At 59.4% G+C, this 24,989-nt stretch carries 23 protein-coding genes; 5 read left to right on the forward strand and 18 right to left on the reverse strand.

The genetic code is table 11. From position 1 onward, the window contains the following. Positions 1 to 27: 27 nt before the first annotated feature. The 3 genes from HMPREF3130_RS09415 to HMPREF3130_RS09425 all read right to left on the reverse strand — a co-directional run bounded on the left by HMPREF3130_RS09415 (position 28) and on the right by HMPREF3130_RS09425 (position 2,897). Entirely contained in the window at positions 28 to 1,692 is a 1,665-nt protein-coding gene (locus tag HMPREF3130_RS09415; protein WP_049169939.1) for a Y-family DNA polymerase, read from the reverse strand. Next, entirely contained in the window at positions 1,692 to 2,387 is a 696-nt protein-coding gene (locus HMPREF3130_RS09420) for a hypothetical protein (RefSeq protein ID WP_070429889.1), read from the reverse strand. Before HMPREF3130_RS09420 ends, HMPREF3130_RS09415 begins: the two co-directional genes overlap by 1 nt. A 204-nt stretch (positions 2,388 to 2,591) precedes the next feature. Continuing rightward, positions 2,592 to 2,897 carry an antibiotic biosynthesis monooxygenase family protein gene (locus HMPREF3130_RS09425; RefSeq protein WP_038629377.1) on the reverse strand — a complete coding sequence of 102 codons (306 nt, stop codon included), beginning with the start codon at positions 2,895 to 2,897 and terminating at the stop codon, positions 2,592 to 2,594. Between the two features lie 65 nt (positions 2,898 to 2,962). Here HMPREF3130_RS09425 and HMPREF3130_RS09430 point away from each other — a divergent pair, with 65 nt between their 5' ends. Continuing rightward, on the forward strand, positions 2,963 to 3,724 hold the full coding sequence (locus tag HMPREF3130_RS09430) for a hypothetical protein (RefSeq protein WP_070429825.1): 762 nt from the start codon (positions 2,963 to 2,965) through the stop codon (positions 3,722 to 3,724). 4 nt (positions 3,725 to 3,728) lie between these two features. On the opposite strand, the gene guaA is transcribed toward HMPREF3130_RS09430, so the two are convergent. The 4 genes from guaA to guaB form a co-directional block, all read right to left on the reverse strand. Beyond that, positions 3,729 to 5,303, reverse strand: a complete 1,575-nt coding sequence (gene guaA / locus HMPREF3130_RS09435) for a glutamine-hydrolyzing GMP synthase (RefSeq protein WP_070429826.1) — start codon at positions 5,301 to 5,303, stop codon at positions 3,729 to 3,731. A gap of 13 nt (positions 5,304 to 5,316) precedes the next feature. Further along, the gene (locus HMPREF3130_RS09440) at positions 5,317 to 7,065 is read right to left on the reverse strand and encodes an FAD-dependent oxidoreductase (protein ID WP_049169947.1); all 1,749 of its coding nucleotides are present in this window, start codon (positions 7,063 to 7,065) and stop codon (positions 5,317 to 5,319) included. Positions 7,066 to 7,184: 119 nt separating this feature from the next. Further along, entirely contained in the window at positions 7,185 to 8,333 is a 1,149-nt protein-coding gene (locus tag HMPREF3130_RS09445) for a GuaB3 family IMP dehydrogenase-related protein (protein ID WP_016422120.1), read from the reverse strand. A 50-nt stretch (positions 8,334 to 8,383) separates the two neighbouring features. Then, positions 8,384 to 9,913, reverse strand: a complete 1,530-nt coding sequence (guaB, locus tag HMPREF3130_RS09450) for an IMP dehydrogenase (protein WP_016422119.1) — start codon at positions 9,911 to 9,913, stop codon at positions 8,384 to 8,386. A 263-nt stretch (positions 9,914 to 10,176) separates the two neighbouring features. On the opposite strand from guaB, the gene HMPREF3130_RS09455 reads away from it, so the two are divergent. Both HMPREF3130_RS09455 and HMPREF3130_RS09460 read left to right on the forward strand, forming a co-directional pair. Beyond that, entirely contained in the window at positions 10,177 to 10,545 is a 369-nt protein-coding gene (locus HMPREF3130_RS09455; protein ID WP_038629374.1) for a DUF5319 domain-containing protein, read from the forward strand. A gap of 137 nt (positions 10,546 to 10,682) precedes the next feature. Then, entirely contained in the window at positions 10,683 to 11,006 is a 324-nt protein-coding gene (locus HMPREF3130_RS09460) for a WhiB family transcriptional regulator (RefSeq protein WP_016422117.1), read from the forward strand. A gap of 119 nt (positions 11,007 to 11,125) precedes the next feature. Here the strand turns inward: HMPREF3130_RS09460 and groL are convergent, their stop codons facing one another. The 10 genes from groL to HMPREF3130_RS09510 form a co-directional block, all read right to left on the reverse strand. Next, positions 11,126 to 12,730 (reverse strand): chaperonin GroEL, encoded by a 1,605-nt coding sequence (gene groL / locus HMPREF3130_RS09465; RefSeq protein ID WP_016422116.1) that lies wholly within the window; start codon positions 12,728 to 12,730, stop codon positions 11,126 to 11,128. 19 nt (positions 12,731 to 12,749) lie between these two features. After that, positions 12,750 to 13,049 (reverse strand): co-chaperone GroES, encoded by a 300-nt coding sequence (gene groES / locus HMPREF3130_RS09470; RefSeq protein ID WP_005510054.1) that lies wholly within the window; start codon positions 13,047 to 13,049, stop codon positions 12,750 to 12,752. A 156-nt stretch (positions 13,050 to 13,205) separates the two neighbouring features. Beyond that, positions 13,206 to 13,847 (reverse strand): hypothetical protein, encoded by a 642-nt coding sequence (locus HMPREF3130_RS09475; RefSeq protein ID WP_049169953.1) that lies wholly within the window; start codon positions 13,845 to 13,847, stop codon positions 13,206 to 13,208. A gap of 103 nt (positions 13,848 to 13,950) precedes the next feature. Further along, complete coding sequence (gene tsaD / locus HMPREF3130_RS09480; protein WP_049170057.1) at positions 13,951 to 15,030, reverse strand: tRNA (adenosine(37)-N6)-threonylcarbamoyltransferase complex transferase subunit TsaD; 1,080 nt, start codon at positions 15,028 to 15,030, stop codon at positions 13,951 to 13,953. 58 nt (positions 15,031 to 15,088) lie between these two features. Next, a complete protein-coding gene (locus HMPREF3130_RS09485) occupies positions 15,089 to 15,517 on the reverse strand; it encodes a hypothetical protein (RefSeq protein ID WP_042388422.1) in 429 nt (142 codons plus the stop codon). Positions 15,518 to 15,572: 55 nt separating this feature from the next. After that, positions 15,573 to 17,309: a pyruvate dehydrogenase gene (locus HMPREF3130_RS09490; protein WP_016422112.1), complete on the reverse strand. Its 1,737-nt coding sequence runs from the start codon at positions 17,307 to 17,309 to the stop codon at positions 15,573 to 15,575. Between the two features lie 38 nt (positions 17,310 to 17,347). Beyond that, complete coding sequence (gene rimI / locus HMPREF3130_RS09495; RefSeq protein ID WP_049190359.1) at positions 17,348 to 17,827, reverse strand: ribosomal protein S18-alanine N-acetyltransferase; 480 nt, start codon at positions 17,825 to 17,827, stop codon at positions 17,348 to 17,350. After that, entirely contained in the window at positions 17,824 to 18,474 is a 651-nt protein-coding gene (gene tsaB, locus HMPREF3130_RS09500; protein WP_070429827.1) for a tRNA (adenosine(37)-N6)-threonylcarbamoyltransferase complex dimerization subunit type 1 TsaB, read from the reverse strand. The genes rimI and tsaB overlap by 4 nt, the downstream gene beginning before the upstream one ends. A 30-nt stretch (positions 18,475 to 18,504) precedes the next feature. Then, positions 18,505 to 20,118, reverse strand: coding sequence for a bifunctional alanine racemase/tRNA (adenosine(37)-N6)-threonylcarbamoyltransferase complex ATPase subunit type 1 TsaE (locus tag HMPREF3130_RS09505; protein WP_016422109.1), 1,614 nt, complete (start codon positions 20,116 to 20,118; stop codon positions 18,505 to 18,507). Continuing rightward, complete coding sequence (locus HMPREF3130_RS09510) at positions 20,115 to 21,785, reverse strand: bifunctional ADP-dependent NAD(P)H-hydrate dehydratase/NAD(P)H-hydrate epimerase (protein WP_016422108.1); 1,671 nt, start codon at positions 21,783 to 21,785, stop codon at positions 20,115 to 20,117. Before HMPREF3130_RS09510 ends, HMPREF3130_RS09505 begins: the two co-directional genes overlap by 4 nt. Positions 21,786 to 21,809: 24 nt before the next feature. On the opposite strand from HMPREF3130_RS09510, the gene HMPREF3130_RS09515 reads away from it, so the two are divergent. Then, on the forward strand, positions 21,810 to 22,871 hold the full coding sequence (locus tag HMPREF3130_RS09515; protein WP_070429828.1) for an esterase/lipase family protein: 1,062 nt from the start codon (positions 21,810 to 21,812) through the stop codon (positions 22,869 to 22,871). A gap of 218 nt (positions 22,872 to 23,089) precedes the next feature. After that, a complete protein-coding gene (locus HMPREF3130_RS09520) occupies positions 23,090 to 24,331 on the forward strand; it encodes an HNH endonuclease signature motif containing protein (protein ID WP_070429829.1) in 1,242 nt (413 codons plus the stop codon). Between the two features lie 93 nt (positions 24,332 to 24,424). Here HMPREF3130_RS09520 and HMPREF3130_RS11545 read toward each other — a convergent pair. After that, positions 24,425 to 24,989 (reverse strand): SIS domain-containing protein (locus tag HMPREF3130_RS11545; protein WP_246815143.1); only part of this gene is annotated, 565 nt, incomplete at its 5' end.

Consider the following 24,989-nt stretch of genomic DNA (forward strand, 5'->3'; position numbering starts at 1 on the left):
CCCCGGTGCCGGCCCCTCGCTACGCCTCTACGCGTAAGCCCCCTCGATTCTCCATGCGCCGGCATGCCCTATGAGCAACCAGGCGACGATGGTACCGTCATGCGCTACCGCACGGATTTGCAGTCTTGCCGCTCGGCGAGCCTCATCGGGTACCCACCAGCGCTCGTCAATCGGCCAGGGCCCAGCCCACGATGACACGCGGTACGTTGTCACTCCATGCCGCACCAGAGATGGTTCCGCCGTCATGGTCGCTCGCCCAGTTACGCCCACGGTCTGCCCATTGTCATCGAGCACTTCCACCTCAGCATTAGCAGTCGCGGGAATAGTTGCCGGATTGGGAGCAAGAACGGCTCCCGGCCACGGCTGATTATTTTCCGCGGTTTTTGTGTTTTTGGGTTTTTCTCCGAAAGCGACAAATCCCACTCTTTCCCCTGGGCCACGCCCGCCCTGCATGATTGGTTGCTGTACTGCCTCTGACCCCAGTAACCCCTGCACACGCTCGGCAGCCCGGCGCGCTTTGGCTCGCGCATCATCACTACCGTGCCACAGATCCTGCTTTACGGTCCCGGCGGCGGCCACATCCAGTGGCTCTAACTGCAGCTCTACAATTCCGCGGCTGTCATCTCCATCATTTTCCTCAGCGCCGTCAACAGTTCCAGCAACAGTGCCGCTGTCCCCTCGTGGCTGCTGCCGATTCCTGTTATTCAGCCAGCCATCGAGCTGCCACCGAACCCTGTCAGCCGTAGTCTGTTCTGCCAGTGGCTCAGTGCAGCGCCATACTCTGCGCACCTCTGAGCCGTCACTAAATTGCGCCACCACCGCTAAGCGGTAACACGAATACCCATGGTTAAAAAGTTTTTCATGCAGTTGCCCAGCTAGAAAGCGCGCGACGAATGAGGCCTCATCCACTCTTCGGAGTGGACTCTCCCAAGACTGGTAGCTCACCGCCAGTCCTGGCGGCAAAGATCGCGGTGCCACCAACCGCACTTCCCCACGGCAGGCCAAATCGTGCCATCTAGCCCCCTGCGCCCCAAACCTGTTGGCTATATCCCGCTTAGGCAACGCAGCGACATCCCCCAATGTGCGCAGGCCGAGTTCCTGCCACGACTTCGCAAGCTCTGCGGGCATCTCCAGTGCACTTTCCGCCCTCAGCTCCACCAGAGAGATTCCCTGCCGAAATCTTTTGCCTTCATCTTCCCCGGGAGCTACCAGCACTCCCCTGCGCGCTGCCAAAATAGCTGTCACAATATCGTCCGCGAGCCCCAAGCTGCAGTCCACGCCCGGTACCGCAGCGGCATCAAGCAGCTTTTCCAAGGCCACATCCTGTCCGCCGTAATAACGCATTACCCCTCGCGCTGCCACAACCGCCAAGCCTGGCCGTAGAGCTTCGACCCCAGCTGCCACCGCCTCCAACCGTTGCAGCACGGACTCGAATTCTGCAGCGTCGCGCACCGCACTTTCCTCGACAACCTCCAGCTCCGGGCACAACGCTTCCGCATGGCGACGGCTTTGCCCGCGCCGTACCCCTGCACGGCGCGCACTCGGAGAACAAGCAGCTACTCCGCTATCACCCACAATCGCAACTGGACTGAGCGGATTAGCCTGCGACGTCACAGATGCTAGATGTGCTGCCTGCACTGGCCAATCAGGAAGCCATAGCGCCACCACACGGCTCGATTCCGCCGCTACCACTAGGACCTCCTCTGCGCGGGAAACGCGACCACATTGTTCTGTTCCACCTGTTCCCCCACCCGCCAACGGCACTGCCTCCGCGGAAACCGCGTCCCCGACACACTGACTTGGTAATCCACTGCTCGAATCCGGCCATAACCAGTACCAAGCCCGGAAACACCAGCAACAGAGCTGGAAATTTCCGACTCAGCGCCCGGCCACTGCTGCCCGACAAAAACCAGAGCACAACCACTCGTGCGCAGTCGTGCCTGCAGCGGACGTGCCTTCGACGGCGGCGGAGTGCGCGCCAACGAAGCCACCACCAAGTCAACGCCGTCCGCCAACAGCCCAATTACTTCAAGTGGCTGCATTCCAGGATCTGGTACACAGACAATGTTCGATAGCTTCCCGCCCAACTCCACTACGGAGAGCAACCCCTGTTCAGCGAGTCCAACTAGCGCAACATGACCTGTCTTCGTAACTTCCGCGATTAGGCCTGCCAATACCGCACCGGGCTGTTCAATGACACTGACAGCCCCTTTTCGCACTGCTCCCGCCAACGTATTTTCCAACGCCTCCGGCACCGGCAGAGCCTCACCGAGCCCAAAGGTTGCACCAGTTGCAGTCCCACCAGACTGGGCTGCCATCGCCTGCCGCAATGCCGCAATAGTCTGTTCCCTAGACTGCCCCGCAGCAATATTGACCGCCGTTGTCACTTCTTGTTCCACCTCATCCCGCTGCTATCCCACTGCCATCTCACTGCCCTGCCCACCACGAACACTGCTCGAATATTCTTTCCCAGCAAGCGGATTAAACACTACCCTAAATAGCACGTACGTTCGATATTAATGTGCAAAGAAAAGCGCCGCACACCACCGCGCGACGCTCTAACCTCAGCCGAGTACTACATTTCGTACTACTTAGGCCTTCACATCCAGAACTACATCGAATTCGAGCAAATCAGCCGACGACGACACCGGCTTGCGCTTTTCGCCCTCATGCGAAGCCTTGAAGGCACGGCCCTCACGCCACCCCTGGTAGGCCTCCTCGCTCTCCCACTCGGTAAAGACGAAGTAGCGGCTCTCTCCTGCAGTCGGACGCAGCAGTTGGAAACCAATGAAACCCGGCACATCGGTCATCTTTGAAGAGTTAGCGGAAAAGCGACGTTCGAGCTCTTCTCCCGCGCCCTCAGGAACAGTAATAGCGTTAATTTTTACAATGCTCATGGCCTTAACACTAGCCACACAACTCTCAACAATCTATAGCTCCACCGTTACTAAACTTAAGAAGTATGACAGATTCCAGCCGGCACCAACACTCTTCAGGCTCTTACCAAGACGGGGCCGAACGCACGACAAAATTTATCAATAGCCCCGTGCGACTGGGGACGGCAATTGGTGCCACCACCGCAGTGATCGCACTGCTCGCGCTGCTTAAAGCCCACATCATCGGCGCCATTGGCTGGTGGATCATGATAGCGCTTTTACTGGTGCTCATCGGCGCCACTCTTTTCGTGCGCCAGGCAAAAACATCCACCAAAGAAACTCGGCCCTCCTACTTCGCAGAGCCAATGCGTGAGTCACCAAACGACATCTCGTGGAATAGCAGTATAAGCGTGCTGCTCATCTTCCCCGGAGCATGGATCATTGCCGCCGTCGCCGAACGAATCTCCTCTACACCGGTCGCTTGCATCGTGACCCTAGTTCTGGCCGTCATCACCGCTACCTGCGCAATCCTGCCGCGGCAATTCGGATTCCTCCCCCTCGCTGCACACCTTCCTGACAATTTCGCCCAGCGTTGCCCCTACCCTGCCGACTCACCAGAGGCCCGCATCCTCGCAGTCCTCTTCATCGCGCGTCTACGCGACGGCTACGTCTTCTTCACCGACCAGCTCCCCTATTTCGCCATGCTTGACGACGATGCCGTGAGCGCAGCCCTCCACACCCTAACCACCGATAAGCGCATCACCATCACCAAGAACAATTCGGCCCTGACGGAAAAGGGCCGTGCCCGCGAGTTTGCACAACTCACAGACACGGCCCTCGCCAACTAGTGGCTTACTCCCACTCAATGGTTCCCGGTGGTTTGGAGGTCACATCCAGGACCACTCGGTTGACCTCTGGCACCTCGTTGGTAATACGGGTGGAGATTTTCTCCAGCGTATCGTAGGGAACACGAGTCCAGTCAGCGGTCATCGCATCCTCAGAGGAAACCGGGCGCAGCACGATTGGGTGGCCATAAGTACGACCATCACCCTGGACACCAACCGAGCGGACGTCGGCAAGCAGGACGACCGGGCACTGCCAGACAACCTCGTCCATACCTGCGGCCGTCATTTCCTCGCGTGCAATGGCGTCGGCGCGACGGAGGGTATCCAGACGCTCCTCATCGACAGCGCCGATGATGCGGATACCAAGACCCGGGCCCGGGAACGGCTGGCGAGCGACGATTTCTTCCGGCAGCCCCAGTTCGCGGCCGACCGCACGGACCTCGTCCTTGAACAGCAGGCGCAGCGGCTCAACGAGGGTGAACTCAACGTCATCCGGCAGACCGCCGACGTTGTGGTGGCTCTTAATGTTGGCGGTACCAGAACCGCCACCGGACTCAACCACATCCGGGTACAGGGTGCCCTGGACCAGGAAGTCCACGGTCTCGCCCTCCGGAGCGCCCTCCAGCGCCTGTGCGACAGCGCGCTCGAAGGAGCGGATGAACTCACGGCCGATGGTCTTACGTTTGGTCTCCGGATCGGTGATATCAGCCAGAGCATCCAGGAAGACCCTGGAATCGTCGACGGTAATCAGCTTCGCACCAGTTGCGGCAACGAAATCCTTCTCAACCTGCTCGCGCTCGCCCTGGCGCAGCAGCCCATGGTCGACGAAGACACAGGTCAGACGGTCACCAATAGCGCGTTGCACAAGTGCGGCGGCAACTGCGGAGTCAACGCCGCCAGACAGACCGCAAATTGCGCGACCGGTCTCACCGACCTGATTACGGACCTGCTCAATCAGCTCTTCCGCGATGTTAGCGGCAGTCCAGTCCGGCTCCAGGCCAGCAATCTCATACAGGAACTTCTCCAGAACCTGCTGACCATACGGCGAGTGGTTGACCTCCGGGTGGTACTGCACACCGGCCATGCGCTTTTCCAAGCACTCGAAAGCCGCTACCGGAGCACCCTTGGTGGACGCCGTAACGGTGAAGCCCTCCGGTGCCTTAGACACCGCGTCACCGTGGCTCATCCACACCTCGTGTGTCTCCGGCACACCAGTGTGAGCGACACCGCCACCATCGACGACGTTCAGCTGCGTGCGGCCGTACTCACGGTCACCGGTAGCAGCAATCGTGCCGCCGAGCACCTCAGTCATCGCCTGGAAGCCGTAGCAAATACCAAACACCGGAATGCCCAGCTCAAGCCACTCTGGGTTGAGCTTCGGGGCACCTTCGGCGTAGGCACTGGACGGGCCGCCGGACAGCACCAGCGCGGCCGGGTTCTTGGCCTTAATTTCTTCGGTCGTCGCATCATGCGAGACCACTTCGGAATAAATTTTTGCCTCGCGCACACGTCGCGCGATGAGCTGCGCATACTGCGCACCGAAGTCCACGACGAGGACGGGCTTAGTCACCTGTTCAGACACGCCCTAAAGCTTATCAAGACTTACGGACTGCGGGCATACCCAGGTTCAGTGCAGCCGGAGCATCTTCCGGCACAGCCGGGTTCACCGGAGCAATCGGATCCAGGCGCACGTAGGACTCACCCTGCGCCGGACGCTGATCTTCCTCACCCTTATTCGGCCACAGCGACGTTGCACGCTCCGCATTCGCGGAAATCGACAGTGACGGGTTCACTCCCGGGTTGGCTGCCATCGCCGAACCGTCGTGAATCGAGAGCGTCGGGTAACCCCACACACGCAAGTACGGATCAACAACGCCGTTTTCGGGTGAATCCGAAATCGTTGCGCCGCCAATGAAGTGAGCTGTCAAAGGAATGTTTGCCAACTCACCGATAGTGCCCCCAGCCAGCACACGACCATTCCGACCACGTGCACTGAGCTTGTCCGCCGCACGTTGCGTAGCTTCGTTACCCGACGGAATCCACGTCGGATTCGGCTCCCCCTCGCCCTGCTTACTCATCAGGAAACGCACCGGCCCGATCTTTTGCAGGTACGTCGTAATCGAGTTGTCGCGATTCTGCATCACCAGAGAAATCACGGTGCGCTGCGACCACTTACGCAGATTCACGAGCTGCGTCAGGTAGTTAGGATGCTTTACGACGGTTCCCACAGCCTGCAACCATCGCGGAGTCCGACGACCTCCTTCGGTCATAATCATCTGCAGCATTGCGATGGCATTAGAGCCCTTACCGTAGCGCACTGGCTCGATATGGGTGTCCTCGTCTGGGAAGAATGACGAAGTGATGGCTACACCGTTAGAGAAGTCATTTTCCGGGTCCACCTTCGTACCCATCGCGCCCAAAATAGCCTCGGAGTTGGTGCGGGTCAGCTTGCCCAAAGACTTCGGCAGCAGCGGCAAGTGCCCATCGGCCTGCTGGCGGTGCAGCAAATTCTGGGTGCCCCAGGCACCGGCGGCGAGAATGACGCGCTTAGCGCTAAACTGCTGCTTGCCCTTAGCTACCCAACGGCCAGTGCGCTCAGTGTCAATAACCCAGGAGCCATCAGCCTGAGGATGCAGGCCAGTAACGGTAGTGCGGTCAAAGACCTGCGCACCGAACTTCTCCGCCAAGTAGAGGTAGTTTTTAACCAGGGTGTTCTTGGCATTGTGACGGCAACCAGTCATGCACTCACCACATTCCGTACAAGCAGTACGGTCCGGGCCAATCCCCCCGAAGTAAGGATCGGAAACTGTTTGCCCTGGCGCACCCTGTCCACCTGTCTTGGCTCCGAAGAACACACCCACCGGAGTCGAGCGGAAAGTATGGCCCACTCCCATATCTTCGGCTACCTCACGCATGACGACGTCGGCAGGCGTGTCGGATGGGTTGGTGACCACCCCGAGCATGCGAGATGCATTGTCATAGTGCGGAGTGAGTTCTGACTCCCAGTCGGTAATGTGCCCCCACTGACGGTGCTGGAAGTATTCAGTGCCCGGCTTATACAGAGTGTTTGCGTAGTTAAGAGAACCACCGCCGACGCCGGCACCAGCGAGAATCATGACATCTTTCAACATGTGCACGCGCTGGACGCCAAAGAGTCCCAGCTTGGGAGCCCACAGGTACTTGTGAAGCCGCCAGCTGGTCTTGGCAAAGTCTTTATCTTCGAACCGTCGACCAGCTTCGAGAACTGCCACTCGGTAGCCCTTTTCGGTCAACCGCAAAGCAGAAACAGAACCACCAAAACCGGAACCGACGATTACAACATCGAAATCACGTTGTTTACTCATGGGAAAAGCCACCTTCTCTAAGGGCGTAACGCTAATGCGCGGAACTCATGTTCCTAACCCTAAGCGGAGGTGGCTTTTCAGTAAGGTAGTTTTGCGAAAAAACTATCCGATTACTTTAATTAAAAACCCTTCGGACGTACCGACAGCTCAACGCGGTGGAAGGACTTCAAGTTGGTAAAGCCGCACTTTGCCATTGCGCGACGCAGGCCACCGGCGAGATTGCGGTCACCGAACGGCGAAGCGGAAGGGCCAAACAGAGCCTCTTCCAGGCTGACCAATTCCTTCTCATCGTCGACGACCGGCCACACCGCACCGCGCGGGTACTTCGGGTGTGCCGCAACAGACGGCCAGGCGTAGCCCTGCCCCGGAGCTTCGTGGACGGTTGCCAGCACACTGGACAGTGCCACAGCATCCGCACCGCAGGCGATTGCCTTGGCAATGTCACCGACGGTATCAATGCCGCCATCGGCAATGATGTGGACGTAGCGCCCCTCGGTCTCATCGAGGTAGTCCTTACGAGCAGCTGCAGCATCCGCAATAGCGGTAGCCATTGGCACATCGATACCGAGCGCATCCGGGGACGTCGTAAAGCCCGTACCGACAATCACACCAGCGGCACCTGAACGCATCAGATGCAGCGCAGTCTGGTAGTCGACAACGCCACCGGCGATAACTGGAACGTCCAGGCTGCCGATGAAGTCCTTGAGGTTTAACGGTTCACCCTGAGCCGTGACATGCTCTGCGGAAATCAGCGTGCCCTGGATAACCAACAAGTCGATGCCGGCCTTGATAGCCAGCGGAGCCAGCTCACGGGCATGCTGCGGGGAGACACGAACTGCAGTAATCGCGCCGGTTGCGCGAATCTCCTTGATGCGCTCAACCAACAGGTCAGTATCAATTGGAGCAGAGTGCAGTTCCTGCAGCTTGCGGTTCACTGCCTCGGATTCACGCTTGGTGGCGGCATTCTTTGCCAACTCCACCAGCTCGGCGATCTTGTCCTGCGCATCGGCGTGACGGGCCCAGATACCCTCGGCGTTCAGAACCGCCAAACCGCCCAGGCGAGCAAACTCAGCGACGGATTCCGGGCTGGCGATGGCATCTGTCGGATGCATCATCATCGGGAGTTCGAAATCGTAGGCGTCAATTCGCCAGGAGGTATCGACGTCCTTGGACGACCGGGTACGCCGAGTGGGAACGAGTGCAATATCGTCCAACTCGTAGGTCCGGCGTGCCTCGCGGCCAATACCGATTTCAACGATGTCGCGCATGAGCTTTCCTCACATGCCCTTTCCGTGGAATTTAACTCGACTAAGCCAGTTTAGCGCTGGTAGTAGTTCGGCGCTTCGACAGTCATCTGGATATCGTGCGGGTGCGACTCGCGCAGGCCTGCAGCGGTGATCTGGACGAACTGTGCGTCGTGCAGCTGCTCGACGGTAGCGGAACCGGTGTAGCCCATAGCTGCACGCAGACCACCGACCAGCTGGTGAACGATGGAGTCGATACTGCCGCGGAACGGAACACGACCCTCAATGCCTTCCGGAACCAGCTTCTCTTCGCTCTTGACATCAGCCTGGAAGTAGCGGTCCTTGGAGTAGGAGCGCTTCTCACCGGTCAGGCCGCGGCCCTGCATAGCACCCAGCGAGCCCATGCCACGGTACATCTTGTACTGCTTGCCGTTGACGAAGGTGACCTCACCCGGAGCCTCAGCGGTACCGGCCAGCATCGAACCGAGCATGACGGAGGATGCACCGGCTGCCAGAGCCTTGGCGATGTCGCCGGAGAACTGCATACCGCCATCGGCGATAATCGGAACGCCAGCCTTCTTAGCTGCGACAGAGGCTTCCATGATGGCGGTGATCTGCGGGGCGCCCACACCTGCGACAACGCGAGTGGTGCAAATCGAGCCTGGGCCGATACCGACCTTGATGGCATCTGCACCCGCGTCAATCATGGCCTGTGCAGCGCCACGGGTAGCCAGGTTGCCGCCGATAATCTGGATGTTCTCGCCGAATTCCTTCTTAACGCGGGAGACCATCTCAAGTACACCTGAGTTGTGGGCGTGAGCGGTATCAACAACGAGCACGTCTACGCCTGCGTCAGCCAATGCGTGCGCGCGCTTCCAGGAGTCCTCGCCGGTACCGATGCCAGCACCGACCAGCAGACGGCCGGAACCATCCTTGGAAGCATTCGGGTACTGATCCTTCTTGACGAAGTCCTTGACGGTAATCAGACCAGTCAGGCGGCCTTCGCCATCGACGATCGGCAGCTTCTCCACCTTGTGAGCGCGCAGCAGGTTCAGCGCCGCATCGCCAGACACACCCTGCTCAGCCACGACCAGCGGCATCGGGGTCATGATTTCGGAAACCTTGCGGTTCAGGTCTGCCTCAAAACGCATGTCGCGGTTGGTGCAGATACCGACCAGCTTGCCGTCCTTGTCGACGACCGGCAGGCCCGAGATGCGGTAACGAGCGCACTTGGCATCTACTTCGGCGATGGTGTCATCCGGGGAACAGGTCACCGGGTCGGACACCATGCCAGCCTCAGAGCGCTTCACAATCTCGACCTGCTGAGCCTGCTCCTCGATAGACAGGTTGCGGTGCAGGATACCCATACCGCCCTGGCGGGCCATGGCAACAGCCATGCGGGCCTCGGTGACGGTGTCCATAGCAGCGGACACAACCGGAATGTTCAGACGCAGCTCACGAGTGAGCTGCGTCGAAGTATCAACGCCGGAGGGGATAACGTCCGAAGCATCCGGCAGCAGCAGGACGTCATCGAATGTAAGGCCGACTAGTGGAATCTTGTTGGGATTGTCTCCGCCGAGGCTAATTCCCGTGGGGTTGGTCATGGACTCCTCCTGCTCCACCCTTGCCGACATCCGGCCAGGGGCGCTATCGCTTCGTGGTTGCCAAACGTTATATACAGGGTAGTCCTTCAGTGATGAAACGCGACAATTAGGCGGAGCGACAGGTGCCCGACAAGGGTTAGCCGAAAGCTAGCTGAGGGTTATTCCAAGGTGAACTAAACCCCAACTAAGTGCATCGCCAATCGACAGGATTGCCGTACAGAGCTGTTACGGTAGTGGTTGTGAACCACAACTTTTTCTCATCCATGCCGCGGGATCCGTTCGAAGGAGATCCCAATGACCCGGCAAGCTTTCTCGAGCCGGATGAGCCGTTTGCTCCACTGACAGACCAGGAACGTCGAGAGGTTCTTGAAGATCTGGCCGCAGTTCGCCTATTCCGCACCGCTTTGAGCCCAGAGGGATTACTGGGCGTCTGCATGTTGTGTGAGGACTGCGGTGACGAGCACTTTTATAACTGGGAGGTTTTGGAAAACCACTACCTGATGCTCCTGTCTGGCCAGGCATCCCCGGTTCACGAGCCACAATTCGATCCAGACCCCTCCCGTTACGCCCCATGGGACTACTGCGCAGGCTTTGTCGACGGTTTGCGTTCTCGACGACCTGGCCGTTTCTAAAAATTTGGTAAGAGTTTGACGGAATTGTTTGCGTAGTATCCCGGCTGGCCTCCTTAGGTTTACCAACCGTTCATTGTTGGCCTCCACACTTGAGCTCACTGCTTCAAGAAAGCTCAATGAAGGAGACATCAATTCCGATGACGTACATCGACCACTTGCCCGGGCCCAATGCGGATTTGTGGGATTGGCAGCTGCACGGCTCTTGCCGCGGGCAGGACTCCGCGACCTTCTTCCACCCGGAAGGCGAGCGCGGACGCGCACGCAGCCTGCGTGAAGCCCGTGCGAAGGCTATCTGCCGTTCTTGCCCTGTTCTTATGCAGTGCCGTAGTCACGCACTCAAGGTTGGTGAGCCATACGGTGTCTGGGGCGGTCTCAGCGAATCTGAACGAAATGAAATCCTTCGAGCTAAGCCGGCCGCACGTGAACGCGAACTTGAACGCGTTCTAGTTACTGCCATGTAGTCCCTCCCCTCTCTCGGACTCCAGCCGGTTCACATAAAAACCAAAATGCTCCCCACCCTCAGATTGAAAGGTGGGGAGCATTTTACGTGCCAAAGGCCCGGGCACTAGCTCACTGACAATTAGTGAGCGTGATCGTGCTGCGGCTCTTCCTCCGGCTTATCCACAACGGAAGCCTCGGTGGTCAGCAGCATACGCGCCACGGAGGTTGCGTTGACGACTGCGGAGTGAGTGACCTTGACCGGGTCGATGACGCCGGACTCAATCAGGTTCTCGTAAGTGTCAGTAGCAGCGTTGTAGCCGTTGCCGTTCTCCAGCTCACCAATGTGGTAGACAACGACAGCACCGTCCTTACCAGCATTCTCAGCAATCCAGAAAGCCGGACGGGTCAGAGCCTTGGCAACTGCACGGACACCGACTGCCTCGTCGCCCTCGAACTCGTCAGCGAATGCCTCGAGTTCACGGGAGATCTGCACCAGTACGGAACCGCCGCCGGCGATGACGCCTTCCTGAGCTGCCGCACGAGCAGCGTTAATGGCATCCTCGACACGCAGCTTGCGCTCGTTGACCTCGGTCTCGGTAGCAGCGCCGACCTTAATGACAGCCACGCCGCCAGAGAGCTTCGCCAGACGCTCTTCCAGCTTCTCGCGATCCCAGTCAGAGTCAGTGCGCTCAATCTCGGCACGGATCTGGTTACGACGCTCTTCCACAGCCTCAGCGGTGCCGGCACCGTCAACCAGAACGGTCTCGTCCTTGGTAATGGTGATACGGCGTGCGTTACCCAGCACCTCAAGTCCTACGTCCTTCAGCTGCATGCCAGTGTCAGCCGTAACGACGGTTGCACCGGTGACAACTGCCAGATCATCCATGAACGCCTTACGACGGTCACCGAAGTACGGTGCCTTCACTGCGGCAACCTTCAAGGTCTTGCGCATAGCGTTGATGACCAGTGCGGACAGCGCCTCGCCCTCGATATCCTCAGCCATAATCAGAGTCGGCTTGCCGGACTCGGCAATCTTCTCCAGAATCGGCAGGAACTCCGGCAGGGAGGAAATCTTCTCACGGACCAGCAGCACCTGTGCACCGTCAAGAATTGCCTGCTGAGCCTCGACGTCGGTAATGAAGTACGGCGAGAGGAAGCCCTTGTTGAAAGACACGCCCTCGGTCACGGACAGCTCGGTGGCAATCGACTGCGACTCCTCCACAGAGACGACGCCGTCCTTGCCAACCTTGTCCATGGCACCTGCAACCAGGTCACCAATTTCAGTGTCGCGCGAGGAAACGGTTGCCACCTGTGCGATGGCAGCAGAGCTGCTGACCGAGGTGGCGCGCTGCTTCAGCAGCTCAACCGCCTTGTCGGATGCAGCGTGAATACCACGGTTCAGCGAAATCGGGTTTGCGCCGGCTGCAACGTTGCGCAGACCCTCGTGGACCAGCGCCTGTGCCAGCAGCGTTGCGGTAGTAGTACCGTCACCGGCAACGTCATTGGTCTTGACCGCAACGGACTTAACCAACTGCGCGCCGAGGTTCTCAAACGGATCCTCAACGTCGATGTCGCGGGCGATGGTCACACCATCATTGGTGACCAGCGGACCGCCGAAGGCCTTGTCCAGGACAACGTTGCGACCCTTCGGGCCAAGCGTGACCTTGACTGCGTCGGCAAGCGTGTCCACACCGCGCTTGAGGCCTTCGCGAGCCTCTTCGTTAAAAGCAATAAGCTTCGCCATGTGTGGGTACGTCCTCCCTTTAGTTCTCGATAACAGCCAGGATGTCGCGCTGCGACAGCAGCAGGTACTCTTCGCCCTGGTACTTCAGCTCAGTGCCGCCGTACTTGGAGAAGATGACGATGTCACCCTCCTTGACGTCCATAGGAATGCGGTCATCGTCATCGGCCCAACGACCCGGACCAACTGCGATAACGGTAGCTTCCTGCGGCTTCTCCTTAGCGGAGTCCGGGATAACCAGGCCAGAAGCCGTGGTGGTCTCTGCTTCGTTGATCTGGACGAGGACGCGGTCCTCCAGCGGCTTGATGTTGACGTTCGCCACGATGAATTCCTCCATACATGCGGTGATGTGATGTTCTTGTGCCGGTTGGTCTGCCGTGCACAGCCGTCGTCGCGGGTGAACAACTGTGTGTCAAACAACCTTCGTTAGCACTCTACCCCTGCAAGTGCTAACACTCAACAATAGTGAGCGCTAATGCTAATTGGTCAGCTTGTCGGGGTTACACGCCATACGACCGAACACAGTAACCGTCATTCCGTGTTCCTTGATGTACTCATCGCTAAAGCACGGGCCACCAGAACCGGTTGTGTAACGACTGTCTGGCTCCCTCCTTTGCCAGGCACCTTCGTCCCATTGGTAGACCGCCAGTCCACCACTGTTTGCGCGCCCACCCAGCGCCCACCATCCGTCACAGGCGACAATCGTAAAGTTTTCCTCCGTAGTCGGGAACGCCGATGCCTCGCAATCCCCACTAATCGGATAATCGGGCGTAGCCGTACTCGTAGTTTCCTTCTTGGCTTTCTCCGGCGACTTCACCTTCACGGTCTCCGTCGCAGTCGCAGTAACAGTGAGCTTCGGCGTTACTTCATCCTTGGCACCTGCACCAAACCATTGCTCACCTCGACCACTCACAACTAGGTAAAGCACCGCCGCTACAGCGACAATCACCACAAGCAGCAGCGCGATGACTGCCCATAGCACTCCCCGAGCACGACCGCGCTGATGTTCAACTTGCGGTGCTTGCGTTGTTTGCAGTTCACCCTGCGGCGCAAACAGCTCAGTCTGATTATGCGAATTATCGGATGGCTGAAGTTCCCACTCGCTGTAGTCTTTACTCATTTTTGGGCAAGCGCTTTCCTGTAATTGTCCTGCGATCCATGGCAGAGAAACAAGTCAAAGTCAGTTAACGAAATTTAACATGGATCCGAGGGGCAATCACTGCTTATTGCATTACAGGATCTTCCACAGGCATGGAGGGGTCGGTCGGGCAGGCGTAGCCAGAGGGCTTGACCCCCGCGGCAATGAGGTAGGCGGCAGCTGCGCCAATCATGACACCGTTGTCGGTGCACAGCTTAATCGGTGGCACGTGCAGCGTAATTCCTGCCGAGGTAGCTCGCGCCGCTGCGAGTTCACGCAACCTCGAGTTCGCAGCCACACCACCACCGAGCAGCAGCGTAGTGGCCCCCACATCCTGAGCTGCGCGAACGGCCTTCTTGGTCAATACATCGCAGACCGCCTCCTGGAAGGAAGCACAGACGTCCTCTACGGAGTATTCACGACCTTCCTTCTCTGCCGCTTCGACATAGCGGGCCACGGCGGTTTTCAAGCCGGAGAAGGAGAAGTCATGGCGCGCATCCTGCTGGCGCATCATGGCGCGAGGAAACGCGATGGCCTTGCGATTTCCCTGCTTAGCCAACTTATCGATAATCGGGCCGCCCGGGTAACCCAACCCAAGCAACCTCGAAACCTTGTCGTATGCCTCTCCGGCTGCGTCGTCAAGCGTCGATCCGAGCTCCTCCATCGGACGACCAACCCCCTGCACGCGCAGCAGCTGCGTGTGCCCGCCGGAAACCAAGAGCGCCACTGCGTTGGATAGATCCGCGCCGTCGAGAGCTCCGACAGCAACGTGGCCACCAAGGTGATTAATGCCGTAGAAAGGCACACCCCAGGCGGCGGCATAAGCCTTCGCGCCTGCCGAACCGACCAGCAGCGCACCGGCGAGACCGGGTCCCACGGTAGCGGCGACGGCATCTGGGATAAAAGTATCGATACCGAGCTTGGCAGCTGCTTGCGCGCGCGCCTCGGAGACTACTGGCTGCAGGGCTTCCAAATGAGCGCGGGAAGCAATCTCCGGGACCACACCACCGAAGCGGGCGTGCTGTTCCATGGAGGATGCGACGACGTCGGCAAGCACTTCCACCTCGGGAATGGCGGGGGCGCTGGTGTCGGTGTCGTCGTAGCGCACACGCATCACTGCAGCGCCAGTCTCATCGCAGGAACTCTCGATTGCCAGCAGGGTCAACTCGGTCATAGCAGTCATGGTACTAGCGCACCACCGGGTCACTTACCAGCGACCGAGTTTAAATTTCGAGGCGACCGAGGTTCCGCACAGCGGCACGCCAGAGAGCGTATTCCTCTGGGTAGTCATCGCGGTAGTGACGCACGGCGCGCATACCGTGCTTAATACGCTCGATTTCCTCGTCGCCGATATCCTTGCCCTCGGCGTCGACAAATACGACCGTTCCGCAAATTGCGGTGGTGGGGTCGGTAAAGAAAGCCGAGTTGCCCGTAGCAGCCTCATTGCGGCCGAGGGACGCGACCGGATTCGGTTCAGCGCCCTCAGCCTTGGCCGTCGGGTTGTAGAGAGCGGCGTAATCGGCGCCGTCTTCCTGAAACGCCACCGAAACACGGTCGGAGGAAACTCCGCCGAGGAATGTAGCAGCGGCCTCCAACTCAAATTCGACGATGCGATGCGTCAGGTCAGGGTTCACCAGAAAACCTTTAATCATGGAAACAGAGGTACCGCACCGCACCCGCTCCCGCATCTCGAGAGCGCTACCCCCACTATGGCCGCGGGATGTTGCGGAGGTTCGACCGTGCCATGTTGATCATCTGACCAACGCCGCCGCCGAAGACGGTGCGAGTAGCGGCCTTGGAGAATCCCATCAGCATGTCCCAGGTGATGTTTGCCGGGATGGACAGGGCATTCGGGTCGGTGATCATATCCACCAGCACCGGACCGTCGTATGCCAGCGCCTCTTGAATCAGGCGAGGCGCATCGGCCGGATCTTCAATTCGGATGGCCTTGATACCCAACGACTCTGCGACTCCGGCGTAGTCCACTGCGTCGTGGTCGGTCTCGTGCTCCGGCAGCCCCTGAACCAGCATTTCCAGCTTGACCATGCCGAGCGAGGAGTTGTTGAACACAAACATCTTGATGGGCAGCTGCTCCTGCTTCACGGTGATGAGCTCACCGAGCAGCATTGACAGGCCACCGTCACCGTTGAAGGTAATGACCTGACGGTCCCGGTCAGCAGCCTGCACACCAATGGCCTGCGAAAGTGCATTGGCCATAGTGCCGTGACGGAAAGAACCAATCTGCTCTCGCTTGCCATTCGGCGTGACGTAGCGTGCAGCCCAGACATTGCCCATGCCGGTATCCACGGTGAAGACGGCATCGTCATCGGCGTACTTATCAATCAGGTCGGCCACATACTCCGGGTGAATCGGTCGCATGTTCTCAACGTCGTGGGTGTATGCCTCGATGACGTGGCTGAGCAGGCGCTCGTGGTTCCGCAGCTGCTTGTCCAGGAAGGAGCGGTCGGTCTTTTCATCCAGGTGCGGCAGGATGGTTTCGATTGTGGCAGCCACATCGCCGACGACTGGGTACTTCACCGTGGTACGACGACCGATGGCACGACCATCGATATCGACCTGTGCGACGTTCTTAGTCGGCAGGAAGTCGTTGTACGGGAAGTCAGTACCGAGCAGAATCAACAGATCAGCATCGTTGGAGGCATCGTGGCAGGCGCCGTAGCCCAGCAGGCCGGACATGCCGACGTCATAGGGATTGTCGTACTGGATGTACATCTTGCCACCCAGCGCATGTCCCACCGGCGACTTAATTTTCTCCGCAAGCTTGAGCACCTGTTCGCGGGCGTCCTTCACGCCTGCGCCACAGAAAAGCGTGACCGTTTTAGCCTCGTTGATTGCGTCGGCAAGCGCGGCGGCCTGACCGGCGTCAGGGAATACGACTGGGCGACCGCTGCTGATTGTGGAGGTGACGAACTCATCATTTTCCACTTCATGCGTTGTAATGTCGCCCGGCAGAACCAGCACGGAAACACCGTGGCCAGTCATGGTCGACTGGATAGCGTGATGCAAAACAACGCCACCCTGCTCAGCGGAGTTGACCATCTCGCAGTAACCGGAGCACTCGTTGAAGATGAACTCCGGATGGGTCTCCTGGAAGAAGTTCGAGCCAATCTGGCGGGAAGGAATGTGCGATGCCAGCGCCAGCACCTTTGCGCCGTTGCGGTGGGAGTCATACAGGCCCTGAATGAGGTGGGTATTACCCGGGCCGCAGGAGGCCGCACACACTGCTAATTCGCCGGTGACCAGGGACTCCGCGCCGGCGGCGAAGGCGGCAGCCTCTTCGTTGCGAACGTGCACCCACTCAATGGAGGACTCGCGCACAGCGTCGACAATGGGGTTCAAACTATCTCCAACGAGTCCGAAGATTCGCTTGACCCCCTGCTTCTCTAGGGTTTCTACGAGCTGTTTTGCAAAGGTTTTAGCCATGTGCCTGGTTTAACGCAGATTAGTCAATACGTCAACATCTAGCTGGCCAACTCAGGCCGACACATCGTGTACGCATCCGCCCCAGAGCCCGGATAATAGTTCTTTCGCAGCCCCATATTTTCGAAGCCATAGCGCCGATACATAGCGATTGCGGGTTCGTTATCTGTGCGAACTTCCAAAAACACCGGGCCCGGATCCTCCGCCACAGCTGCCATCAGCGCGTCCATCAGCTGCGTCCCAAAGCCCCGGCGCTGCCACTTCTTCCCCACCCCGATGGTGTGAATCTCGTATTCGGCGGCCCCCGCAGGCCCCAGCTTGGTAATCCCCGCATAGCCGCACAGTTCTTCGTCCTCGTCTACATCTGCAATCAGCCCGACGTAGAAATTGTTCGGCGCGGCCAGCTCTGCCATAAAGGCCGATTCCGGCCAGGGATCGTCGCCGGCAAACAGCTCCGCCTCAATCGCCGCACACGCCTTGGCCGCAGGAGGTCCGAGACGCACTAGCTTGACGACGCTCATCTCATAGCCTTCGGGACAACGGCATCCGGACGGCGCAAGTACAGCGGCACCAGTGGGCCCGGCGCGGAGTCAAAGTCGACCGCTTCAACCATGGCTGTCGGAGTGGGAAAGACTTGTTCGGCAGCAACCTCAAGCCCGGCAATTTGCTCGATGTGGCTGAGACTGCCGCGGGCCTGGCTCGGCGCGAAGTCGGCGGCTTCTGCTGCAAGTTCTTCCTTGAGCAGCTCCATGACGTCGGCTGGCTTGGCCACTGCCGGACCGAAAACCCGCTGGCCATCGCGGTAGGCGGCGAAGTACACCTCGCGGCGGCGGGCATCGGTGACGACCAGTTCATCGCCAACGCCACCCGCGAGCGCATCCAGGCTGCAGATGCCGTAGCAGGGAATTCCCAGAGCGTCGGCGAAGGAGGCTGCGGTGGCCATACCAACGCGCAAGCCCGTAAACGGCCCCGGCCCACAGCCGACAACCACGGCATCTAGCTCGGTTGCCGCCACCCCACTGTCAGTGAGGCACTGCTGAATCAGCGGCACCAGCACCTCGTTGTGCGCACGGGCATCCAGGTGCAGCTTTTCGGCCACGGTTTCACCATCGCGGACAATTCCCGCGGTGACCTGTGGAGTCGATGTGTCAACGGCCAAAATGTTCATACTCAGTAACCTACTTGAACCGACTTGGAGCTACTTGCTCCACTTCCAGGTGACGACGCGGGCATCGTCGTCACGCGAACGATCGATACTCACCTGTAGATAGCGCTCGGAGAGCACCTCGGCGAGCCCCATTCCCCACTCGGCGACCACGACGCTGTCCTCGAGGTCGGTATCCAAATCGAGCGAGTCCAGCGCATCGAAGGCCTCGCCATCGGAGCCGGGGCCCTCTTCGCCAAAGAGTCGATAGGCGTCGACGTGGATGAGGGTGACGCCGTCGGTTGCAAGCGGACGGTGCTCGCGGGCGATTGTGAACGTCGGCGACGTCACGCGACCGCGCACGTTCATGCCACGGGCGATGCCCTGCGTGAGGGTCGTTTTGCCCGCGCCGAGTGGGCCATCGAGAATCACCAGATCCCCAGCTGCCAACTCCCGGCCAATCTCCTCGCCGAGGTCACGCATGTCCTCTGCGGTTGGCGCGAGCCGGCTGCGCACCCACTTTCGCTCGCTACGCCCCTTCGGTGCGGTGAGGATTTCGTAGTTAATGGTGCCGGATGCCTCCGCGAGGTCATCGAGACCGGGCTCCCCCAGTGTGGGATCACCGACGATAACCGCAGTGTCGCCGGCCTCGACTTCGGTGTCGGGCCCCAGGTCGACGACGAATTGATCCATACACACGCGCCCTACCTGCGGATAGCGCGTGCCATTGATGCTGACCTCGAAATGCCCGGAGGCCGAGCGCATCATACCGTCGGCGTAGCCACAGGGCACGATGCCGATGGTGGTATCGCGGTCAGCTGTCCACGTCTGTCCGTAGGACACCGACTGCCCCGCCGGCAGCTTCTTGACCAATATGACCGACGCTTCCCACCTCATCGCCGGACGCAATCCATGGGTGATCCCCACAATTGGCTCGCCACCATAAATCGCCAGCCCTGGACGCACCATATCGAAGGCCAGGTCAGGACGTGACAACGATGCCGGCGAATTCGCCGCATGGTTAATCAGCTCGTCCAGCCCCGCCTCACGCAGTGCCGCAATCGCAGCACAGAAATTCTGTGCCTGCTTATCGACGCTCTCGTGGCCCGGCTCATCCGCGCACGCAAAGTGCGTGAAAGCACCGGTGACGTTCAGAGCACCGGTCTTGTGCAGCTCAACCAGCTGAGCGACCGCATGCTCAAAGTCCCCATTGGCCATAGAGAATCCCGAGCGCCCCAAGCCCGTATCGACCATCACCGTCACACGTGGTGTCACCGACAGCGCCCGCCCGGCATTGGCCACGGCCAGCGCATGAACCATCGACGGCAGACCGAGGTCAATATCTGCAGCCACAGCTCGCTGCACCAACGAGGTGGCCGCTGCGTCCCAGATCCAGGCAAGGATGGGGATGGCGTGGCCGTCGTCAAGCGTGGCGCGGAGTTCCTCGCGGAGGGAGAGCGCCTCGTCGATTGTTGCGACACCGAGCTGCGTTGCCCCGCCGGCCAGCGCGGCACGCGCGGTCTGCAGCGCACCCTGCGAGTAGCCGTCCGCCTTGACGACGGCCATGAATTCCGACACCCCTGCGATGGCCTTGACGGTCTTCACATTGTGGGTGATCGCGTCGAGATTAACGGTATGGGTCAGGATGGCTGGTGCCGAGGAAGTCATAGCCGTATTTTGCCACTGCTGCCTTCGTTGGTGAACCATGCGGTGGCATCTCGGATGGATTCGGCGATGTCCTGGGCGCTGCAGGGTGCTGGTCCGAACTCTGTCTGCGCGGCCAAAAATGCGGCGCGCGCATGAATAATTGCTGGTAGATAGAGGGCTTCGCCACGCGCTACCCAGGCGCCGAGGAGCCCGGACAGTACATCGCCAGAGCCCGGCGTGGCTGCCCAGGAGCTACCCGCGTCAATCACGACTGTGCGCTGCGTTGTCGGATTGACCATCACAGTGCGGCGTCCCTTGAGCAACACTTCGGAGGAGAACTGCTCGGCAAGTTCACGCGCATCTGCGATGGGGTTAGTGACCTCGTGCCCGGTCAGGCGCTCGAATTCACCGGCGTGCGGCGTGAGAACAGTGCGCAGGTTGCGCTCCTGGCCGCGCTCACGAACGAGCTGTCGGATGTCCTCATGCTTCGACAGCAGTGTCAGTGCGTCAGCGTCGATGACCACTGGTTTGTCAGTGGCCAGAATGTCTCGCAGTTCCTCGGCGGCTTTCTCATCAGTGCCCCGACCGGGACCGACGACCCAGGCATCGACGCGTACCTCTTTGCGATCCACCGAGTCCTGCTGCGTAATGACCGTCGGCAAGGCTGCGGTGATGCGGTTACGTGCGGCCGCGTCGCCGACATAGATGACCGCGGGACTGGTCGCATGCACGGCAGCGGTGACGCACAGCTGACCTGCGCCGGGATACGCCTCGCTACCGGCGGCGATTCCTGTAACTCCAGTGGAGTACTTGTGGTCTGCAGCACCGGGTTCGAGCGGGGTCATCGCGCCAAGTGGTGCCGGAAAGCTCCCGCCTAGGGCTTCGTAGAACTCCACGGTCGGAGTCTGGTGGTGGACGGCATTGTAGGTACCGTTTTCATAGAGCGTCTGCCCCAGTCCTGGAAGTTCGAGGGAGAAGGCATCGAGCGCAATTTCGTGTAATTCGACGGTGCCACAGGATTCGGACAGCGAGTGCGCGTAGCGCAGACCGCCGAAAGTCACCGTTGTCGTGGCCTCGACGTGAGATGGCAAGTACGGGTTCTGTCCCTCCTCCAAATCAGGGTCTGGATTGATGGTCTGGGCAGGCGGGTCAAAAGTACGCCCAGTATCGGCTTCTACGCCGCTCGGCACATCAACCGCGAGAATGGGAACTTTGCCCAACCGCGCTTCGCGCACCAACCACGCGGCCTCTTCACGCAGCGCGCCGTGACCTCCGAGCCCCACGATGCCGTCGATGATCAATGCGTAGTCTTCACTAATCGACCACAGAATCTTCGATAAATCCGTCTCCCGGTCACACCCCAACGGCAGCACCCGCCCACCTGCGAGTTCAAAAGCTTTCAGCGCCCGTTCATGCGGCTTCGAGCCCAGCAAAACCGCATCCACGCCATGCCCATCCGAGGACAAGTTTCGGCCAGCATAGAGTGCATCGCCACCATTGCCTCCCGATCCGACCAACAGCAGCACGCGACCGCGACCAGGCTCCGGAGATGCCTCTGAGAGCATCCGCTCCGCCACCTCCGACACAGCGGCGGCTGCGTGGCGCATGAGTTCGTCGTCACGCGTTTGTGCGTCCAGATAGGGCTGTTCCGCGGCGCGAATTTCGGCAGCTGTGTAGCAGTATGTCATAACCCCAGCCTACGATTAGCCCCTATGGATGACTACTCCCCGAGCACGCGAGTTTTCGGCCCTCTACTGCGCGCCTTTCCGCAGGCATACCTGCGCTCGTTGCGTCATCCCGAATGGATCCCCCACGGCGTGCAGGACGTTCGCGAAATCCTCGACGGCAAAGTCACTCCTGACCTGGACAGATACAACGGTCGCACACCAATTGTCCTGGTTCACGGCACCTGGATGAACTCGTTCAACTCCTTCGCCATGTTGGGGCCGTTCCTCGCCCGGAATCGCCCCGTATTCTCACTCGATTACGGCTCCGACCCCGCCGCGCTGGTCAGCCGTCTCCGTAGCGTCAAAGCCACCACCGATTTGAGCGATGCGCTCGCTGAAGTCACCGACCTTCTCGCCCGCTTCCGTGCCCACCTCTCCCTACCCCGCATCGACCTCATCGGTCATTCCCAGGGCGGTCTACACTGCCGCAGCTACGCCAACGCGAGCATCGATTCGCTTTACGACGAAGCTCTGAACCGTGGCCTCAACGAAGAAGCAGCCGAGCAGTACGCCTCCGACAACAGCCCCGTGCGGGCAGTCATCTCTCTTGCGGGAAACCACCGAGGCACTACTGCGTGGGGCATGCGCCGAAGGCTCAGTGCCCTTGAGCGATGCGGCCTACCGATGCACAAACTCGTCGACCGCCTTGTCGGCCGTGCCTGCATTCAACAGCTGCTGGACTCTGACTACATTGCGACTCTGAACCGCGCAGCGCGTGGCATTACCCGACGTGGTCCGCACTACCTGAATATCGGCACCCCTTTTGACACCGTGGTTCGCCCGTGGACCGGCGCCTTTTTGCCCGAACAAGAGGGTCACCACATTACGAACGTCAACAATGCCACTGGCGGTGGCGACTGGTCTGATCACCTCGCACTGCTCTACTCCCCCAATACGCTCGAACGCATTCACGAGTTCTTGGAGGAACTGGATGGCGCTGAAGCTGGTGATGTTCCGCATCATCCGCGACAGCGAGTCCTGCCTTTGTACGGCGCCCTGCCGAGGGGCCTCGGACGGAGGAGGCTCGGACGGAGGGGCCGGATCTAATTCAGCACAGAATTTTAGAACATATTTCCAGAATTCTATTGACAGTTTTTCAAACAGGTGTACGATTTGGGTTGTAGGGAAAATTTGTAAGCGAAAGTTCTTTGTCCGGTGCACAGGGGTTGGCGGGACTGGTTGACACAGCCTCTCCATGCTTCTCTCCACCACAGAACTCAATCTTCAATTCTCCGGCGGACACGTAGTAATCAGGGGGATAACCAATGTCATCGCCGCCCACAGAACTTCCAGCACCAGGTCAAAAGCCCTCATGGGCCAACCAGCAATCCGACGACCCCATTAGCAGCGCGGCCCGTGCCATCAACGCCGCAGACCTTCAACTGATCGATATCTGCGCTCCCGGTGAGGAGGTCGATGTCAATCACCATCTTGCCCGCATAAGCATTCGAACCGGCCTTAGCCGCGGCAAGTGTTCTACGCTGTGCGAAATTGCGCTGATGTTCGAACGCCTACCAAAAGTCCGGGCTCTCATCGAATCCACCTTCTGTTTCTCGTTAGCCCATCTCCGCGCCATCGCCAATGGCGTTGCCGGGCTGTCACCAGATCAGTTCGACACGGTAGAGCCCCATCTTTTGGAAATGCTCACTCCGACGCGACCTCGACAAGCAATGGTTGGTGTCTACACGCTGTCTCGTCTAATCGGCGACTTGGTTTCTGAGTACAACGACTGCGCCCGCAACGACGGCACCCAACGGGTTCCAGAAGGCGAAGCGGTCGCACTCTCCGACACGGGCGATGGCAAGCACAAAAAGGTCACAGCAATCCTTGAAAACGACCGCGCGACCGAACTCATGGCCAGGATCCAGGGGATTCGCAACACAGCAATCAATCGTGGTGAACAGTGCACGCAGGCGGAAGCGCTACTACAGCTGGCACAGAAATCGACCAATGCCGAGATTGTCATCAATGTCTACCGCGAGGTCGGCGGTGGGCCAGCATGGATTGATGGCGTCGGCTGGTTGAGCGAGGTAGCCACCGAAGAATGGCTTGCTCGCGCAACTCACATCCGTATCTCCGCCGACAGCAAGGTGGATGGTTACCGCCCCACTGAGAGCCAGGTGGCTCGCGTCCGTGGGCGTGACGGTACCTGCCGCTTCCCCGGCTGCGACGTCCCGGCAGCCAAGTGCGACCTGGACCATATTCAGCCGTACAACCACGACAATCCCAAGCAGGGCGGGCCGACTGACACTGAGAATCTGCACTGTCTCTGCCGCCGACACCACAATCTAAAAACGCACGAGGGCTGGGATATCGACAGATACCCCGACGGAACAGAAGTGTGGACTTCCCGTAATGGGGACACCGCGACTAGCGTTCCGGTTGGGCCGCTAAAGAACGTCGGCAAGCAAACTTTTCATCAGCGTGTGACACGGAAGATGAAGACGATTCAGAAACGCAACCTCGATTGGATGTTGTCATTTTGCCATGTATCCGATGAGGTCTAGGACCTATCCGAGGAAGAAGCAAAACGCATCGAGTCCCTCACGGATGAAGAACTCGATGCGGAGATTGAGCAGTACCGACGAAAGCAGGACGAACTACTCGACGGTGACTGACTTAGCCAGGTTGCGCGGCTTATCGATGTCCTCGTTACCGCACTGGCGAGCGATCTCAGCTGCCAGGAACTGCATCGGAATCGTAGACAACAGCGGCTGGAGCAGCGTGGACGTCTCCGGGATTTCAATCAGGTAGTTCGCAAAAGGAACCACCGACTGATCCCCTTCTTCGGCAATCACGATGGTCTTGGCACCACGGGCACGAATCTCCTGGATGTTGGAGACAATCTTGGAGTGCAGCACGGCGCGCCCCTTCGGCGATGGCACTACGACGACGACCGGAAGATCATCCTCGATGAGTGCAATTGGGCCATGCTTGAGCTCGCCTGCCGGGAACCCCTCTGCGTGAATGTAGGCAAGCTCCTTGAGCTTCAGCGCACCCTCAAGTGCGACTGGGAAACCAACGTGACGGCCGAGGAAGAGCATCGTCGGAATAGCACCGATTTCCTTGGCCGTGTCGATGAACTCATCGCCCTTAGCGACGACCTTGTCAATCAGTGCCGGGATGGTCTCCAGCTCTTCAAACTCGCGAGTGACCTCGTCCGGG

The sequence above is a fragment of the Corynebacterium sp. HMSC14B06 genome, assembly GCF_001807075.1.
GTDB classification, from domain to species: domain Bacteria; phylum Actinomycetota; class Actinomycetes; order Mycobacteriales; family Mycobacteriaceae; genus Corynebacterium; species Corynebacterium jeikeium_D.

Bases quoted from the DNA above. Each gene is read 5' to 3' on its own strand.
- HMPREF3130_RS09425 (WP_038629377.1), bottom strand. From the start codon at position 2,897: ATGAGCATTGTAAAAATTAACGCTATTACTGTTCCTGAGGGCGCGGGA.
- HMPREF3130_RS09440 (WP_049169947.1), bottom strand. From the start codon at position 7,065: ATGAGTAAACAACGTGATTTCGATGTTGTAATCGTCGGTTCCGGTTTT.
- tsaB (WP_070429827.1), bottom strand. From the start codon at position 18,474: ATGAACATTTTGGCCGTTGACACATCGACTCCACAGGTCACCGCGGGA.
- HMPREF3130_RS09515 (WP_070429828.1), top strand. From the start codon at position 21,810: ATGGATGACTACTCCCCGAGCACGCGAGTTTTCGGCCCTCTACTGCGC.
- HMPREF3130_RS09510 (WP_016422108.1), bottom strand. From the start codon at position 21,785: ATGACATACTGCTACACAGCTGCCGAAATTCGCGCCGCGGAACAGCCC.
- HMPREF3130_RS09490 (WP_016422112.1), bottom strand. From the start codon at position 17,309: ATGGCTAAAACCTTTGCAAAACAGCTCGTAGAAACCCTAGAGAAGCAG.
- HMPREF3130_RS09475 (WP_049169953.1), bottom strand. From the start codon at position 13,847: ATGAGTAAAGACTACAGCGAGTGGGAACTTCAGCCATCCGATAATTCG.
- rimI (WP_049190359.1), bottom strand. From the start codon at position 17,827: ATGAGCGTCGTCAAGCTAGTGCGTCTCGGACCTCCTGCGGCCAAGGCG.
- HMPREF3130_RS09430 (WP_070429825.1), top strand. From the start codon at position 2,963: ATGACAGATTCCAGCCGGCACCAACACTCTTCAGGCTCTTACCAAGAC.
- HMPREF3130_RS09460 (WP_016422117.1), top strand. From the start codon at position 10,683: ATGACGTACATCGACCACTTGCCCGGGCCCAATGCGGATTTGTGGGAT.
- guaB (WP_016422119.1), bottom strand. From the start codon at position 9,913: ATGACCAACCCCACGGGAATTAGCCTCGGCGGAGACAATCCCAACAAG.
- HMPREF3130_RS09520 (WP_070429829.1), top strand. From the start codon at position 23,090: ATGTCATCGCCGCCCACAGAACTTCCAGCACCAGGTCAAAAGCCCTCA.
- HMPREF3130_RS09445 (WP_016422120.1), bottom strand. From the start codon at position 8,333: ATGCGCGACATCGTTGAAATCGGTATTGGCCGCGAGGCACGCCGGACC.
- HMPREF3130_RS09505 (WP_016422109.1), bottom strand. From the start codon at position 20,118: ATGACTTCCTCGGCACCAGCCATCCTGACCCATACCGTTAATCTCGAC.
- groL (WP_016422116.1), bottom strand. From the start codon at position 12,730: ATGGCGAAGCTTATTGCTTTTAACGAAGAGGCTCGCGAAGGCCTCAAG.
- HMPREF3130_RS09485 (WP_042388422.1), bottom strand. From the start codon at position 15,517: ATGATTAAAGGTTTTCTGGTGAACCCTGACCTGACGCATCGCATCGTC.
- HMPREF3130_RS09455 (WP_038629374.1), top strand. From the start codon at position 10,177: ATGCCGCGGGATCCGTTCGAAGGAGATCCCAATGACCCGGCAAGCTTT.